General features: G+C 31.2%; 12 protein-coding genes. 9 read left to right on the top strand and 3 right to left on the bottom strand.

The annotated features are described in order from the left end of the window. Positions 1–2: 2 nt before the first annotated feature. Genes ACKTTR_RS06825 through ACKTTR_RS06865 form a run of 9 tightly spaced genes read left to right on the top strand, consistent with a single transcriptional unit; the run spans position 3 to position 16393 of the window. The gene (locus ACKTTR_RS06825; RefSeq protein WP_408027128.1) at positions 3–4940 is read left to right on the top strand and encodes a hypothetical protein; all 4938 of its coding nucleotides are present in this window, start codon (positions 3–5) and stop codon (positions 4938–4940) included. Continuing rightward, on the top strand, positions 4940–6292 hold the full coding sequence (locus tag ACKTTR_RS06830; RefSeq protein WP_408027129.1) for a PKD domain-containing protein: 1353 nt from the start codon (positions 4940–4942) through the stop codon (positions 6290–6292). The genes ACKTTR_RS06825 and ACKTTR_RS06830 overlap by 1 nt, the downstream gene beginning before the upstream one ends. Before the next feature lie 10 nt (positions 6293–6302). After that, on the top strand, positions 6303–9461 hold the full coding sequence (locus tag ACKTTR_RS06835) for a fibronectin type III domain-containing protein (RefSeq protein ID WP_408027130.1): 3159 nt from the start codon (positions 6303–6305) through the stop codon (positions 9459–9461). Positions 9462–9496: 35 nt separating this feature from the next. Further along, positions 9497–9949 (top strand): hypothetical protein, encoded by a 453-nt coding sequence (locus ACKTTR_RS06840; RefSeq protein WP_408027131.1) that lies wholly within the window; start codon positions 9497–9499, stop codon positions 9947–9949. After that, positions 9936–10643, top strand: a complete 708-nt coding sequence (locus tag ACKTTR_RS06845) for a hypothetical protein (RefSeq protein ID WP_408027132.1) — start codon at positions 9936–9938, stop codon at positions 10641–10643. Before ACKTTR_RS06840 ends, ACKTTR_RS06845 begins: the two co-directional genes overlap by 14 nt. A 2-nt stretch (positions 10644–10645) precedes the next feature. Continuing rightward, entirely contained in the window at positions 10646–11287 is a 642-nt protein-coding gene (locus ACKTTR_RS06850; protein ID WP_408027133.1) for a hypothetical protein, read from the top strand. Positions 11288–11302: 15 nt separating this feature from the next. Next, complete coding sequence (locus ACKTTR_RS06855; RefSeq protein ID WP_408027134.1) at positions 11303–12682, top strand: hypothetical protein; 1380 nt, start codon at positions 11303–11305, stop codon at positions 12680–12682. 11 nt (positions 12683–12693) lie between these two features. Further along, entirely contained in the window at positions 12694–13995 is a 1302-nt protein-coding gene (locus ACKTTR_RS06860; protein ID WP_408027135.1) for a hypothetical protein, read from the top strand. Positions 13996–14014: 19 nt separating this feature from the next. Next, entirely contained in the window at positions 14015–16393 is a 2379-nt protein-coding gene (locus ACKTTR_RS06865; protein ID WP_408027136.1) for a hypothetical protein, read from the top strand. 263 nt (positions 16394–16656) lie between these two features. On the opposite strand, the gene ACKTTR_RS06870 is transcribed toward ACKTTR_RS06865, so the two are convergent. From ACKTTR_RS06870 to ACKTTR_RS06880, 3 genes are all read right to left on the bottom strand, one after another. Continuing rightward, a complete protein-coding gene (locus tag ACKTTR_RS06870) occupies positions 16657–17553 on the bottom strand; it encodes a leucine-rich repeat domain-containing protein (RefSeq protein ID WP_408027137.1) in 897 nt (298 codons plus the stop codon). Positions 17554–17695: 142 nt separating this feature from the next. After that, positions 17696–18139, bottom strand: coding sequence for a hypothetical protein (locus ACKTTR_RS06875; RefSeq protein WP_408027138.1), 444 nt, complete (start codon positions 18137–18139; stop codon positions 17696–17698). After that, positions 18139–18615: a hypothetical protein gene (locus ACKTTR_RS06880; RefSeq protein WP_408027139.1), complete on the bottom strand. Its 477-nt coding sequence runs from the start codon at positions 18613–18615 to the stop codon at positions 18139–18141. The genes ACKTTR_RS06875 and ACKTTR_RS06880 overlap by 1 nt, the downstream gene beginning before the upstream one ends. Positions 18616–18685 lie beyond the last annotated feature (70 nt).

An 18685-nucleotide genomic window follows, 5' to 3' on the forward strand; every position in this document is an offset into this window, starting at 1 on the left:
GTATGAAAAAAAATAGTTTATTAAATATTATGAAGATAAAAAAGCTATTAGTACTAGCTGTGTTTTTATTGTTAGGAATAAATTCTTGGGCACAAGACGCTGAACCTAAAGATAAATCGATAAGTATTAAAATTGAAGGACCTGAAGATTACTTGTCTTTAAAATCAGAGGTTTCAGAAGAAATTTTATTCTTTGGAGGTAAAGGGAAAATAAGTATTGCACCAAATGGAGGAACTTTACCTTATACTTATTTCTTATATGAGGTAACTTCTGGTGGAGATATACTATTAAACTCAGGAGGTACTGAAATTAATCAAGCGATTGAGAAAACACTATTAGCAGGGAAATATAAAGTAGTACTCCGAGATGCTAATTATGATAGTAATAGTACAAGAACCTGTAATGAAGTAATAAGTAATGAAATTTCATTAATAGAGCCAAATAAATTAGAAGTAACTCCAAACGTAACTCAAATTAGATGTAATGATGGGATAGGAAATATATCAATTGATGTGTCAGGAGGAAAAACACCTGACTATACTTATACATGGTATTTCAAGAACACGTCTGGAGATTGGGTTGAGGATCAAACTTTATTAGGAAAAGACAATGATTTAGATACAGGTACTTATAAAGTAAAAATTGATGTTAACTACAACGGGAATATTGTAGAAACAGAAGAAACAGGTTTATTAATAATAGGAGAAAGGCCAGATTTAATAGAAATTGATCCAAGTATAACTAATGTTTCTTGTTTTAACAAAGCCGATGGAAGTATTGACTTAAATGTTGTAGGAGGAACACCAGGAACAGGAGGTTATACTTATAAATGGTCTAATGGAGAGGAAACAAAACAAATTAATAATTTAAAAGCAGGTAAATATACAGTAACGGTAAAAGATAGTAATGGGTGTTCAGCTACAAAGGAAATTACAGTATCACAACCTAGTGAAATAAAAATTATAAAAATAAATGATGGTACGACGACAAAACAAGATGGAGTAGATGGATTTGTAGAGCTAAAAGTCACTGGAGGGGTACCAGGATATTCATATTCGTTTAAAGGGGCTTCCGAGACAGATGATAAAACACGAAAAGGAACTATTAGTATTGAAGGAGGCACAGTAAAGTTTGAGGGGTTAAAAAAAGATACGTATATATTTTCAGTTGAAGATATGAATGACGGTTGTGTTGTTTCAAAAGAAGTTGTAATAAATGACCCTACTCCATTAAGTATTGTCTTAGATAGTACAAATGTAAAATGTTATGGAGAAAAGACAGGAACCATATCTGCAACGGTTAAAGGAGGGTATAGCTCTTTTTATGAATATAAATGGGAAAAAAAAGAGGGAACTTCATGGGGTCCTATATCAGGAACAGCTCCTATAATAGATAATTTACCAGTAGGGGAATACAGAGTATATGTAACAGTAGTTTATAATGGTAATGTTGTAGAAGATGGGTATTCAGAAAGTAAGATCATTTCACAACCAGCAGCTCCATTGTCAATAGGAGAAACTATAAAAAATGTTGCTTGTAAAGGAGGTAATGACGGAGCGATAACTTTAACTGTTGATGGAGGAACTTCACCATATACCTATGCATGGTCAAACGGAGCAACTACAAGAGATTTGTCAGGGTTGTCAATAGGTTCATATATGGTAACTGTAACGGATGCAAATGACTGTACTTTAGAAAAAACATATAATGTAACTGAACCTTCGGAAAGTTTGAATGTTTCTTATGTAAGTCACGAAGACCCGTTGGCCTTTGGAAGTAAGGATGGAAGTATCAATATTTCTACATCAGGAGGAACTTTACCTTATTCATATCAATGGTTTAATGAAGCTGATAATGAAGTAGGAACTTTACAAAATATTTCAAAGATTGGAGATGGTACTTATAGAGTATTGGTAACTGATGCAAATGGATGTACTAATGAGGAAGACATGTTTTATTACACGCTTATACAACCTGATAAACTTATAGGAACTATAAACATTCCAGATGATGGAGAGTTGTATTGTAATGGAGATACTGATGGTAAATTAGAGGTAACTGTAAAAGGAGGAGTTGCTCCATATACATATCATTGGTACGAAATAGATAGTGGTGGTGGAAAAGTATTTATTTCAGGAGCAACTAACACAACAATAGGAGGTTTATCAGCAGGAAATTATGGGGTAGAAATAACAGATAGTAATGGTATAAAGTCGTATAGTGAAGGAACGGTAATAAATCCAACTAAAGTTAAAATTAGTAATGTTATTGTAAATCACGTTGCTTGTTATGGAGAGTCAACAGGAAATATAGATGTAGATGTAACTGGAGGTACAGATATTTATATTTATAAATGGTATAAAGTTGGAAATAGTACTGTAATAGGAACAGAAAAAAGCATATTAAATCTTAGTGCCGGAGAGTATAAAGTGGTAATTACAGATACCAATAACTGTCCAAATCCACCAATAGAAAGAACAATTACAATAAATCAACCAGCTGCACCTTTAACGATAGTTACAGATTCTCAAAAAAACTTAACTGGTTTTGAAACGGCAAACGGAGAAATTAATATTGAAGAAGTATCAGGAGGAACTGCCCCTTATACCTATGAATTAAGAGTAAAAGAAGATACAACAGTTATCAGTAGTTTAAGCAATCCAACAGGATTGGACGCAGCTACTTATGTCATGACCATTCTTGATGCTAATAACTGTTCAGTAGAAAAAGAATTTACACTTATTCAACCTGACAAATTAGAAATAAAGTTAGCAGTTACAAAACCAATAGCTTGTAACGGAGAAACAGGAACGATTGGTTCAACAGTAATTGGAGGATATGTATTATCAGGTGAGGACTACAGTTATCAATGGTACAATGGTAGTGACTTAACAAAAGTTATAGGAACAGAAGCTACTTTAACAGCTTTAGTAGGAACGTATAGATTGGTAGTTACCGACTCTAATGGAAATACAACTTACAAAGAACAGGAGTTAACAGAAAATCCACCTCTTGCTATCACTTTTACAAAAACAGAAGTAACCTGTTACAATGGTAATGATGGAAGCATTGATATTTCGGTCACTGGAGGTACAGGAGTGTATATTTACGAATGGAGTAATGGTGAAAAAATAGAAGATGTTACTGCTTTACCAGAAGGAGTGTATACTGTAACTGTAAAAGATGAAAATGGATGTGAATTACAAGAAGTAATTACCATAACGCAACCGAGTATATACAGAGTATTAGTAACAACTTTTGAAGAACCTAGCGGAGCAGGTTTGTCAGATGGAAGTATATCAGTAGATATTGAAGGAGGTGTGGCACCGTATACATATGAGTGGAAAGATGAAGTAACTAATAGTATAAGTAATACTACATCAATAAATAATGTACCTACAGGAAAATATTATTTAACAGTAGTAGATGCCAAAGGCTGTGAGTTAAATGAAGTTTATAATTTAGATGAACCAGACCCATTAGTAGTTGTAATCGAACAAGTAGAAACAATTAAATGTAATGGAGACATATCGGCAGTACTAAATGCGGTAGCAACAGGAGGTGTTGGTGGCAACAGTTATACCTGGTATGATGCAGTAACAGGAAATAGTATAGGAGATTCACAAGTTATTTATAATTTACCAATAGGAAGATATTTTGTAAAAGTAACCGATTTAAAAGGGATAGAAGATACAAGTGAAATTTTCACAGTAGTACAACCAGAGGTACTAGGAGTAACAGGTGATGTTTTAAACGTAACTTGTTCTGGTAATAATGACGGAGTAATAAGTTTAAATGTTGAAGGAGGAACACCACCATATTCTTATTCATGGAGTTCAGGTGAAACAACAGCAGAAATTACTGCAGCAGCAGGAAGCTATTTCGTTTTAGTTACAGACGCAAATGGTTGTCAAACTACAGGCAGTTTTATAGTAGAAAAAGCAAGCTCATTAACAATTACAGAAACTGTAAAAGATGTTATTTGTTATAATAGTTGTACAGGAGAAATCAACCTAAGTATTGACGGAGGAATTGCTCCTTACACTGTGCAATGGAATACAGGACAAACAGGAAGTAATGTAACAGGATTATGTGCTGAAACGTATGTAGTTACAGTTACAGACCAAAAAGGATGTTTAGTAACAAAAGAAATTTCTGTAAAAAGTGCCGAAGAGTTGATATTTGATGTAGTTCCTAGTGAAGTAACATTATGTTATGGAGAAACTATAGAGTATGATGTAACCATGGTTGGAGTATCGGAATATGCATGGACTTCAACAAATGGTTTTACAAGCAATGAGAGTGTTGTGTTATTATCTGAAGAAGGAGTTTATACATTAACAGTAACAACGATTGATGGATGTAAAGTATCTAAAGAAATAATTATACATAAGTCAAATGTAGAGATAGATGCACAATTAATTTTAACATCTCAAGCATTTGTAGGGGAAGATATAGTACTAATTAATGTATCTAATCCAATAAGTGAAAAGGTAGAGTGGAACATTCCTTCAAATGTAACTATAGTTCAAAAAACGGATGAAGGTCTAGTTTTACGTTTTCCTGCTCCAGGAAATTATGATATATCTCTAATTTCAAATGAAGGAAATTGTAAAAAAGTAGCAACTAAGACTGTGAATGTTTTAAAGGCAAGAGATCTTACAGATATTGGAGAAACGAAGAACCCATTTGTAAAAGAGTTTGTAGTCTATTCAAATCCTAATAAAGGAAAGTTTACTGTTGATGTAGAGTTAGAAAAAGAATCAGAAATTTCTTTGCGTCTTTTTAGTTTAGGAGCAAATTCAGTTGTAGCAGATAAACTACTAAAAGGGCAAAAAGAATATGAAGTATTGTACGATATGAATGTATCAGCAGGGATATATGTATTGTTATTAGAAACTCCAAAAGCAAAAAGAATACAAAAAGTAATTGTAGAGTAATGAGAAAGAGTTTATTTTTTATAATAATGCTATTAGGTATATGTGCTTGTGTAAATGAAGTAGCTTTACCTGTAATTGTTGATTTTAATACAGAAATAGTTAATCAAGATTATACTGTGCCTGTAAAAGTAAAAATCCTCAATGATACAGAAGGAGCCGATACCTATAAATGGACATTTGAAGGAGGTGAGCCTAGTAGTTCGTCAAGTAAAAACCCTGGTATTATAACCTACAATACAGAAGGAGAATATCTTATCACTTTAGAGGCTTCTAATAGAGACGGTAGTATAGATGTGAAAACTCAAAAAGTAACAGTAAAACCAACAGTTCTTATTGATTTTGATGCAGAAGTGTTAGAAAATAATTATTCACCAGTTGAAGTAAAACTAACCAATAAAACAAAAGGAGCTACTTCTTTTGAGTGGTTTTTTCAAGGAGGAATACCAGAGACATCATCAAAAGAGTACCCACAAAACATCACTTTTACAACTCCGGGAGAGCATACGATAAGATTAAAAGTAAGCAATGGAGAGGAAAGTTATACTCAAGAAAAAATAATAGAAGTTGCACCTTATTTAACAGCCGATTTTGAATATTCAGTTGCTTTTGAAGACGATGACTATCAAGTTCCAGTAAAAGTTACATTAACTAATAAAAGTATCAGTGCAATTAATTACAATTGGACGTTTGAAGGCGCCAATATAACAAGTAGCTTAGAAGAAAATCCAGAAATAGAAATTCAAACATCAGGAACTCATACATTACAGCTAAAAGCAAGTAATGGAAAACAAGAGAAAGTGTTTTCAAAAACAATAACTGTATATGAAAATACCAACTTAAGAAGTTTAGAAAATGTAAAATTAGGAATTAACACAGCTCATAAAGAGAATGCTATTGGAGCTTTTTTTTCAACCAAAACAAGAAAAGTATATACGAAGAGTGAAGTTACTAATGAGACAGGAAAGGATATAGATCTTGTTTTCTTCGGTTTAAGCGAAACCTTTTCATATAACAAATTTGTGAGTCCAGATCAAGCATCAACAGTTGCTTTTTCATTCATTCCTAATGCTCAAAATACTCAATTAATAAACAAGCAAGAATCATGTAATTGTAGCACTCATTTATCTGTGTCTGAATTTGACTCTATGGTAAATGATCAATTATTAGTAGCCTTAACAGTAGATGAAACAGATGAAGGACTAAAAGAGTTTGATAATACAATAGTGCCAAGAATCATTCCTTTTAAAACTTCAGATAACCGAAAAGGAGCGGTAAAAATAAAGCAGTTTGTAAAAGACGGTACAAACTCATACATAGTAGTTGATATAAAAGTTCAGAAAGAAGCTAAATAAGAAAAAGTAGATGAAAATCAATTTAAACGATAGTAATATATTCAAAAAGGTGATGTTGTTGTTTACTGTATTAATAAGTACAGTACTATATTCTCAAACCTATCCAGTACAAGTTACTCCACAGTTGATACCTCCGTATAGTTTAAAAATATCAGACTATGCTACAACAACGAGTGAGAAACTATATGCCAATATTTTATTAACCGATGTAAATGAAGTAGGACGAAGAATACGGTTAAAAATGTATATAGAAGGACAGGGGCTTTCTATAACTACACGTGATGTGATAGCAGGAGAGACGCCCATATATTTAGATGGAGGAATAAATTTAAGGTTATCGAATTTAGATTTACAAGCCTATTTTCAATTAAATAATTTAGTTGGAATCACGCCAGGACAGTATAATGCACCGTTGCCAAATGGAGGATATGATTTTTGTTTTGAAGTGTACGACTATTTTACAAACAGAAAACTGTCATCTAAAAGTTGTACTACTGTATACTTATTACAAAACGACCCACCAATCTTAAACTTACCATTTAAAGATAATATTGTAAATGCGACGAATCCTCAAAATGTATTATTTACTTGGACTCCTCGTCATAGTAATGCAAGTAATGTACAATATGAGTTTACATTAAAAGAATTGTGGGATGTACAAAATCCACAAGCCAACTTTTTAGCTTCTGTTCCTTTTTATCAAACAAATACCTATAGTACAACACTATTAGTAGGACCAGAAGCACCACAATTAATTTCAGGTAAAATATACGGTTGGCAGGTACGTGCTTTTGTAAGTGATGGAGTAAATGAAACCTCTGTATTTAAAAATGATGGAAAAAGTGAGATTTTTTGGTTTAAATACTTAGAAGATTGTAGACCACCAAGTTTTGTTATTTCACAAGCATTAACAGCAGAATCAGTTCAAGTGAACTGGCAAAGCTCAGAACATGTACGTTATAGAATTCAATACCGTAAAAAAGGATTTGGGGATGATGACTGGTTTGAAGTAAATAGTTATACCAATGAAGGTAAAATCCGAAATTTAGAACCCGCTACCGTATATGAGTTTCGTGTAGGAGGAGAGTGTACTCAGTTATCAGGATTTGCATATTCAAATATTCAAGAATTTACTACACCAAGTAATGATGAAGCTGCTTATTACAACTGTGGTTTAATGCCTCAAATTAATATAACAAACAAAGAGCCATTACCAAAATTAGGAATTAACGAAACCTTTACAGCTGGTGATTTCCCTGTTATTACACGTGAAGTAACAGGAAGTAATGGTACGTTTAGCGGTTGGGGGTATATAACCTTACCTTTTTTAGAAAATTTGAAAGAAATCATTGATGCGGCGAATATAGCTACAGGAGGTGAAGTTAATATCGGTAAGTACACACGTATTAAGGTAGTATTTAAAAATGTTCAAGTAAATAGTAGTTATGAACTTATTGATGGAGTAGTAGTCACAGACTACGACCCTGACTGGAAAAACATATTGGATGCCGACGAAGTTATAGAGGATATAAGTGATCTTGTAGATGATATTTTCCCTGAGGAACCAGAAAAAGATAATTCAGATACAACTAATAGTGATACTACTACAGGAGGGACAACACCAGATGGAGGGACAACCCCAGATGGGGGAACTACACCAGATGGAGGGACAACACCAGATGGGGGAACAACACCAGATGGAGGGACAACACCAGGTGGAGGAACTACACCAGATGGAGGAACTACACCAGATGGAGGAACTACACCAGATGGAGGAACATCTGAAGGAGAAGGTACTGGAAAATACATTACTTACAGAGGAACAAAATATTATAAGGATGATACTATTACTATAGATTATGATAACAGTATAGAAAAAGAAGGTGTAGAATTTTTTGGAGCTAAAGAAGGAGCACGTATACAATTTAATGCTTACACAGAAAATTATCCTCAAGGTTCAGGGCAGTATATTGTTGAGGGTAAGAAAGTGAATTATTTAGTGCAAAAAGATATTGTTACTTATCAATTAGTGGTTAATTACTGGAATACTCCAGAAGATTTTCCTAATGAAGATAAAATGACAACGTTTTTAGTAAACGTAAAAATTAATAGACCAAAATTTGAATTAAAAGAACTTTGGGCATCTGACGCTAATAATAAAAATCGTAAAGCAAAAAGTGGTGAAATACTATATCTGGTAAAAAAGTATGGAGTTGCTACTGTTACAAGCAGTTCTCTTTCACGAAATGTACATTATAGTGTAGTTACTTCACCAACCTTGGAGTCAAATAACTATAAAAAAGCAGATGTAGCATGGAATTATCATAACATAAATGGAACAAGACAGTTTGATTATGGAAAAATAAATATAAGTAGATCACTTAGAGAAAGAGATTTAGCGTATACAACTAGTGTTGAAGTAGGATTCCCTAATAAACAGACAAAAAGTATAGATGTACAGTATGTAGACGGTACAAGAAGCCCCTATGAATTAGGGTTGAATGGTGTAAGTACGGTTGCAAAAATTATTTTTAATAAAATACAAGAAAACACAAAAATAGTAGAAACTATTTTTGATAGATTAGGCATTAAGACTGAACAAAAATTCGAATTAGAACCAATTAAAATAGAGGGCTTACAGTTTAATAAAGAGCACAAGTCTTCTAGAAAGTATATCGAAAGAAAAGAAACTAAGATAACAGGAGGTATTGAAATTACAACACCTGAGGCTTTTGTAACACCTCCGCCACTAATGGTGCTAAAAAAAGCAGGTATTGCAGAAATTGGCTTATACGCTTTGGCAAAGTTTGGTATAAAATTAGAAGGGGTAGAAGAAACTGAAAAAATATTTGACGAAAGTTCCTTTTTAATTGAAGATAAAGCGGTAAAAATTGGTATGTCAGGTTGTCTTGAAGCAGGCTTAAAAGCTGAATTATTAGTAGCTCAATCACAAGTTAATTTTTTAGTAAAAGGATATGCAGAAGGTTGTGTATCTGGAGAATTACAATATTCTTTTACAGATGAAAAATTCGCAGGTAAGTTCTTTATACCACCAGTAGTTTTATCCGCAGAAGTGGACATTTCAACTAAAGGAACTTTAGAATTTGATTTGGTAAAATGGAAAAAAAGCATTGAAATCAGTGAGGAAATACCACTTGGTGAATTCTAAATATATATAATATGTGGATTAGAAGGTTTTTATTTTTGTTATTACTTATTTTTCTTCCAAGCCTCCCTTTTTCTTTAAAAAGATATAAAGTTTTTAAAAAAAGGGTAGAGTATATAGACGATTATAATAAAGTTAAGGTTAAAGTTGACTCAGTTAGGAGGGATTTAACAACAACTATAAGAGAAGGTGATGTTGAAAAAATTTATTATAGTTATAAAAATGTTTTGGGTATGGTTACCATCGATGAAGATGCTAAGAATGATAATTATAAGCACTTTCTAAATGGTAAACAAGATTCAATATATATATGGCACAATCCTAAGGCAGATGATTTGTATACAATCAAAGAATCTAAACCATTAAGTTTAAAATACCAAAAGTATTCAATGTATCGTGATTTATTTTTTGTGATACTTGGAGTTATTTTAACACTATGGTTTATTTATATAATGTTTATAGAAAAAAAGAAAATAAATGATAAAAAATAAAATTTTAACTTTAATTGTTATTTTAACAAATGTTATGGTGTTTGGACAGAGTACAAAAGACTCTAACTTAATATTAACCATTACAGAAGAGCAAAACCTTAGCTTTCATAAGTATGAGCCTAGGTTACAATTAAAGGCAACACTAACAACAATTAGTGAGGTTAAAAATGAGTTTCCTGAGCAGTTAATGCAATCGATACTTTCAGCAAGAAACCAAGAATGGGTAAATTATAATACGCTAGGTGGAGAGGAAAAAGCATCAAAAAAGGAACCATCTCATTTTGAGAAAATTGTAAGTATGAATAAAGATGAAAACTATTTTGAATTGCATCATAAGTTTACATTTAATCTAGGAGATATTCCTACTACAATAATCAAATTTTATTTTTATCAAGAAAACGAAAAACCGTTATCAGCAGCTTACGTTATGCAAAAAGTAAATGGGCGATGGCAGAGAACATCACATTCTTCATTGTCTATGCTTTCAATAATTGTTATGCGAATGAAATCGGAAGTATTGGAAGGAATAATTTTAGGAAATTCAACAGATGCATCTATACAAGCAATTACGGAAAGAGTTACCACAAATGGCGCTTTAGATGTTAAAAAGTTAGAAGATGAATTTGCAAGTTGGTATACCCCTAAAAAAGATGATATAAAAATTAATTTATATAAAGATCCTAAATCTTGGTAACAATGAAAAAAAATATAGATTTTAAGATAATAATTAGTGTTATTACTTTTCTTTTTTTGAAATCAGTGTCATATGCTCAATTAGATTATTCAAAACTTGAAGGTATAAAGTCAAAAATTACTATAGTTAAAGAGTATTCTTTTGTAAATGTTTACGATTATAATTTCAATTCAAATGGCAAAGATTCTCTTCTTGTACAAACATTGAATGATAATTCTTTAGAGGCTGCTATATCAAAAAAATATGCTCCTAAATTTATCAATAATACCAAAGATTCAATATCATTTTCTGTTAAGTTACTGTCACGTTTAATCATTGATGTAGATAATAAAAGACACTATTTTGTAAGTTATAAAGCGTCAGACAATAATGTGAAAATGATTTCAAACTTTCTTAATAATGGAGTTGATTTTATAGAAAGTACAAGTTCAAATAGTGAAATAGAATTACTAAAATCAATTTTAAAGAATTCTAATGCATATTTATTGTTTAAGTTTTATAATAAGCGAAAAAGTAAAAATTATCCAGTTGTGGATGAACTTAAAGGTACAACTAAAAATGAGCAAGGTTTTTTAGATATAAAAAAACTAGCTCAAGTCCTAGAAGAAAATAAAGCTTCACTAGCTAAGTATTTAGATGAGTAATTGTTATAATTGGAAATGAAAAAGAAATTATTGTTAGTACTTCTATTAATAGTAAGTTTGAGCGTAAGAGCTCAAAAAAAATATACATTTCAATTTGTAAGGCCTGGTTCAGGATTTACAGGGGGACTATTTTTTAATGGAAAAACTGAAACATATCGTTATAGGGTGTACAATGGTAATACCTTATTAAAAGATAGTGGTATTTTAACTAGAGTTATTCCTACTACAGGTTTAGAAGTGTTCGATGGAAATATTGCATATGAAGTATTTGATCAAAGACCAACACGAGTTATAACTTCATGGAGTGTTTCTGGTAGTAGTACTCGTTGTGATAATGACATAACTATTGGAAGTGGAGATTGTGAGGTTAATAAAACAGGAGGACTTTTTGGCCAACCATCAGTAACATGCACAACGGTTAGGGTTTCAAACAATAATGTATTGAAAGTTTCTACGAATAATACTTTTTGTAGAAAAGAGAGTATAACTTTAACTTCTAATAGCTGTATACCACAACAGACGATTTCTTGGTATTATAGTTTGGATAATATTAACTATAAACCAACTTTTTTATCAACATCTACAACTAGTGGTAATAGCGTTATACTTGATTTAAAAGATATAAATATACCCCCATCATATGAAGGCCCTTTATATTTTAAAGGTACTGTTAGTATCACTACAGGGTTATTTAAATGGATAGAATCAGATTCAAACATTATAATTTATAATATTATTCCTTGCTCACCCGAGCTAGTACAACAACCTACTTCAATTACAACAAGTTGTAATTATAGTGAAGATGGTAGTTTTGCTTTTAGTGTTGATAGAGATTTGTTAACCAACGAAAAACTAATTGCTACACTGTATTATGAATATTCAACAGGATATGATTTGGCTACGAACCCACAAAGAGAAATTACGAATTTGCAAGCCATGGCAGATGGTAGTTTTGGGTATTCGTGGAGTAAAGATTTGGTATCAGGTAAATATCAGTTAAAATACCAAACCTTAAAAGGTAGTGGAGGAATTAACCCAACGGATGGATCATGGGCAAGCATAGTTCCTTCAGATGAATTTACGATTGGCAAACCTTCAAAAGTTGATTTTGAAATAACAGACTCAGCAGATCAAAATTGTTTTGAGGTAAATGATGGGTATATAGATATTAGTGCAAAAGGTGAAAGTGGTAGAACATTTTTATATCAACTAAGAAAAGATAATGTAATACAAATTTTTAATGGCACGAATTGGGTTAATTACACAGGAAATAATGTTGATAATGAAACATGGTTTCCGTTTACCAATTCAGAGACAACAAGAATAAGTAATTTAAATAAAGGGGCATACAGCGTAAAAGTTAAAGACTCACAAAAATGTTTAGCTAAACAGTAAGGAAGAGAAAAATGAAAAAGGGGTTATTTATATTACTATTATTTTATAGTTTTTGGGGATTTGGGCAAGGTTATATTGTCGATTATGTTACTAAAAGTCAAAGTAATTATCGCAGTTGTGAGAATGACGGAGATGCTTTTTGGGCAAGAGTACTTACAAATGGTAATATACCAATAGGGTATAGACTTTATGAAGATGGTTATATTGAAGGAAGGGATCCAGGAACAACACTTTGTCAGGTAAGTAATCAATATGATACTTCATTAACTCCAGAAGATGCCCTTTGTAATGTGTTCAATTACTCTTTAAAAGGTTGTTGTACAAAAGAACTAGGGAGTTTTAGAATAATACCAGATAATGATTTTAAAATTCTGACACCTGACCCAGGAGTAAATAATACAACTACATCAATAACCTTAGAGGCTTCTTCAGGTTATCATGAATTAGTATATAATTGGATGTATTATGATCCAATAACTAATGGTTGGGAGAAGCTTCCTCAAGAGTACTTGGGAAAAAGTTCAATTACGTTTACGGCTAAAGACTTATTTGGTAGTGAAGCTCATTTGTATATGAGTAAAAGTATTCAATATAAATTAGAGTTGTGTAATGGGTGGAGCCCAAAAGAACCTTATACTTATGTATTTATTTCTGAATCTCCTCAATTACAAGATCCCATAGTAACCCAAAAAACAAGTTGTAATTATAAAGCAGACGGAAGCCTAACATTGGACTTTAAAAGAGATTTATACACAACAGAGAAGTTGGCAGTTATAATATATCAACAAAATACAGAATCTGGAGAGTACGATGTTATTTTAGATCAAAAACTTGATATAGAATCTCTAGAGAAAATAAACGAAACTACCTATAGGTATCAATGGGTAAACAATTTACCTCATGGAACTTACAAACTTAAATATCAAACAGGAAAAAAAGGAGTTGGAATAAATCCCGAAGACATTTCTTGGTCAAATTTAGTTCCTGTAAAGTTTACTATTGAAGAAACAGCAAAAGTTGATTTCGAAGTAATAGTTTCAGCAGATCAAAATTGTTTTAAGATAAATGATGGGTATATAGATATTAATGCTACAGGGGAAGGCAACAGGATATTTTTATATCAATTAACAAAGGATGGGGTCATACAGTTTTTTAATGGTACTAGTTGGGTAAAATATGAAGGGAGTAATATTGATAATGAAACATGGTTTCCGTTTACTAATGCAAAGACAACAAGAATAAGTAAGTTAAACAAAGGGGCATACAGCGTAAAAGTTAGAGACTCAGAAGAGTGTTTAGCAAAACAGTTATAAAAAAGAAAAGAATATTTTAATGATTACAATGAGGGGGCAAACACTAAAAGTAGTAGTGTTTATTTTAAGCATATTTTTTGCTGAAAGTATAGTAGGACAACAATTAGATTTTGAGAATATAGGAAGAGGAAAACCTTTTAAAGTTAGCGGAAACATCGCTGCTAACTCTGTGTTCTATTCATCCAATCAAAATAGTGCAAGAGCACCATTTACCTATTTTTTACAAGGAAGCTTAAATTTTAACATTTATGAATTTTCAATTCCTGTAAGCTATAGCTTTTCTAATCAAGGAGATGATTTAGAATATCAATTACCGTTTAGTTTTAATCGTTTGAGCCTGCATCCTAAATATAGATGGATACAAGCCCATATTGGAGATGTGAGCATGAGTTTCTCACCATATACGTTGGCAGGACACCAATTTACAGGGGGAGGAGTTGATTTAACTCCTAAGGGAAGTTTTACTTTTTCAGCAATGTATGGTCGATTATTAAAAGCTACAGAAGATTCAGAAGACAATAGAACACAACCAGCTTTTAAGCGAATGGGATATGGAGCTAAAGTGGGGTTTAAAAAAGAAAAATATAGCTTAGAGTTAATTGGTTTTTATGCAAAAGACAAGATAAATTCAATAAGTGCAGTACCAGAAGAAAAAAAGGTGTTACCAAAAGAAAATCTGGTGCTAAGTATGTCAGGAATTGTAACTGTAATAGATGGACTTCGTTTTAAAGGAGAATACGCTTCAACGGCCATAACACAAGATCTTAGAGCAGAAAAAGTAAGTCATAGTAGCGGAATTGCAGGTTTATTATTCAACAATAGAGCTTCAACAGAACATTACAAAGCATTTAAAACAGAAATGGAATATAGCTTTGATAAATATAGATTTGGAGTTGGATATGAACGTATAGACCCAGGATATAAAACGTTAGGAGCATATTATTTTAACAATGATTTTGAAAATATAACACTGAATGGTAATACCACTTTATTTAATAATAAAATAAGTTTAGGGTTCAATATAGGATACCAACGAGACGATTTAGCAAATCAAAAAGAGACCAATACTAGTAGAACAGTTGGAAGTGTTAACGCAACATTTGCTATGAGTAAAAAAGTAAATATAACAGGAAGCTATTCTAACTTTTCTACTTATACTAATAATAAACTAGATCAGTTTGAGATTATAAATGATGATAATTTGTTAGATAATCAAGAAGAGCGATTCAACTATAAGCAGTTATCTCAAAATGCTAACGTTAATGTAAGTTATATTTTAGAAAATAGTAAAACAAGAAGACAAAATCTAAATACAAATTATTCATTAGCGACAGTAGCTAATGCTGAAAATGGAATTGTACGCTTAGGTAATGGTTCAACATTTCATAATTTTAATACTTCCTATACATTAGGGTTACCACAAAGAAAAATAAATATAACTTCTGCTTTAAATACTACTTATAATACTATTGGGAGAGATAAATCCTATACATGGGGACCAACACTAGCAGTTAATAAAAAGTTTCTAAAAGATAAACTAAATACAACATTAAGTACTTCTTACAATCAAAATAATAGCAAAATAAACAAGGCAAGTGCTACAAACTTTAGATTGAATGCAAATTATGTATATAGAGAAAAACATAATTTTAATTTAAGTGCTATTCAATTATTTAGAAATACTTCTTTAAAGAATACCCAAGACTTAACAGTTACTTTCGGTTACAATTATGCCTTTGATTTATCTACAAAAAAGAAAGCAAAAGTAGAGAGAGCTAGAGGAGAGTTTAGTTTTTCTTATAAAGAGCATACATTTACAGGAGAGCCTCACGAAATAACTCCAGAGGTATTAATTATAGGAAAGGCAAAGAGGTTTGAGGAGATAAAAAAAGTAAATAAAATAGCAGATAAACTTTTAGTTTTAGAACAAGAGTTAAAAGATGCTGAGCTAAAATCTAAAAATAAGTATAAGAAAAAAGCAATTGAGTACTTAAGTCATATACATAATAATCAAGACTATATAAATACATATTATGATTTAGCTTTTACAGGACTTGAAAAGTTGTATCGAGATGCTAAAAGGGTAGAGTGGTCGGTAGAGCAGAAATATAAAACAGCTTTATCTATGTATAATAAATCAAGCAGAAAAGATAGTAAAAAGATGCAATTGTTTTTAAACAAAAGAAAGTCAGCATATAAAGCAAATAAGTATATGCTAGAACAGTTAGAAAACTTAAAGAAGGAAGATTTGTACAAAGAAGGAGGAGACTTTTATAATTTTAAGGATGCACACATAAATACTATTTTAACAATGTTAGAAGAAGGTAGAACAAAAATGGAAGTTTCTATTTTTCTTGAAATAGCTTTTGCCAAAATGTTCCATACACTAAGTGAATAAAGTATGAAGTGAAAGTAATTTAGATTAAAGAGTATGAATCTTATGTTTTGATTCAAAACATTGGTTTGAGAATGTATTTTTGATCACTAATAAAAAAGGTAATGATAGAAGGCTAACAGCACGTACTTACAAATAGGTATTCTAATTCTTTTATAAGGAGAAACAGCAGTTTTTTTTACAACTATTAGATCTCTATCATTATATCTTTAGGGTGAAAATTTAAAAAAGGGAAAGGTTAGGACATTATTATCGTAAACTTTTTATTACTCACAGCTTGTATTAAATTCTTGGTAATCAGATTTAGAAAACATGGGAATATTTTGACCATTATGTATCTTAATGCAGAATAAGCTAGGGTTTGCATTAACAGTTAAGCGATCCAAATTCACTAACCCGCTTATATCGAGAGATGTAAGTAAGTTACTGGAACAATACAATACTTCAATATTACTGTTAGATTCCAAGTCGATATTTTTAAGCTTGTTATCAGATAGTGCTAAAACTTCTAAAGCTTTATTAGCGGTAAAATCTACTTCTAAAATCTTATTATTTTGTGCTAAAATGGTTTTTAAGCTTACTGCTTTTTTAACATCTAAAGACACTAGGAAGTTATCTCTAACATTTAAGGTTTCTAAATTGGGATTATCAATACTTAACGTTTCTAATGAATTATAGTATAAACTTAACCATTTTAGATTAATAGCATTTTTTAACCCAGTAATAATACTTAATTCATTTACATCAAGGTCTAACTTGATTAATTCTGTATTGTTACTCAAATCAATATTTTTAAGGGAATTCCCAGCAAGTACCAAAGTATCTAATTGTTTATTAAACTTCAGGTCTATAGTAGTTAAATTGTTTCCTGTGGCATGCAATCTTTTTAGATTGATAAAACCTTCAATACCTGTTAGGTCTGCAATTATACCATCATTGGATGTGTTTAAATTAAGGCTCGTAACTCCTAATGCATCACTTTTTAATAGTTGTTGGTTGACAATACCATCAGAGTCTATACCCAGATTGATTAGTTTGGTCTCAAACTGTGCATCGGGTATGTTTAAATATTTTTGTTCCTCTATATTGTCATCACTAGAACATGAAATAAAAAGGCAACATGATAGAAGAATAAAACTTAATTGTTTTAAATAACGTTTCATAGGTAAGATTTTATTTTTTTTGAGACAACAAAATTCGCAAATAAACTGCTTAAAAAAATTAATTTAACTTAATTTTTTAAGTCTTATTAATTATAAACCAAATAAGATTATAAGTCTTTGTTTTTTAGTGGTAAAACTGTATTTAAGAAGACGTTTTAGATACTTTCTTAAGTAAAACTTTTTTCTTTTTTAAAGCTTTTGAATGTCTAACAAGTCTATTTAGTCCAATAGTAACTAAAATAGATATACAAGCAGCCGTTCCTAACGCACCTCCATAACCATTGAAAAAAGTAGGGCTAACTGTATAAATAAAGCCAAAAATAATTCCAGCGAAAACAATTGAAGTATAGTTTCGAGTAAGTTTTTCAGAAGTCATACCAACAAATGAGGCTCCAAAGAATACCCAAGGAATTTGTTTAGTTACATCCTCTGAAAATAGTTCAGGAAAAAGAAAGCAAAAGCCAGCAACAATAAGAGTGAGTAGAGCAGAGGCTCTTACAGGGCCTTGTTTATATTTAGTACTTACTAAAAACGTTAAAAAAGCTCCGAGTATACTTGTTAAGTATATTGATATTGTAGGAAGCATTATGAAAGGATTAAAAGTAATAAAGAGGATATAACGACACTACCAAAAGCAAGAGTACCCAGTTTGCCGCCGACCCCATGAAACAGATTTTTTGAAAACATATAAAAGATGCTAGCTATTGTACCTGAAATAACTATAAAGCTATAATCAATTGCAAGATGCTTTTGCGACATTCCAACAAAACAACCACAATACATAGCATTCGGGACACTTTGTAAAATCTTTGACTTTTTATTTAAACTAGTTGAAAAAGAAGCAATTGTTCCAACAAGTGCTGCTGCCAAAACAGAATTCAAGCTAGTAAATAGGTGCAGGTAATTTGTAAGTAGGGCACCAGCTATAACAAAAATCATTACATAGAAAGGCTCAAAATCTACTTCTTTAATTCTAAAGAATTTTATGTAGGTGTAAATTATGAGAGCAGTAATAAGTGTTGTTAAAAATATTACCGTAAAAATATTTTTGTGTTCTAGCAATAACGCAGTAATAAATGCGAATTGAGTAAGAATTAAAAAAATGATTGAAAAAAAGTGAAAATATTTATGT

It is taken from the genome of Tenacibaculum litoreum, assembly GCF_964513915.1.
Lineage (GTDB): Bacteria > Bacteroidota > Bacteroidia > Flavobacteriales > Flavobacteriaceae > Polaribacter > Polaribacter litoreum.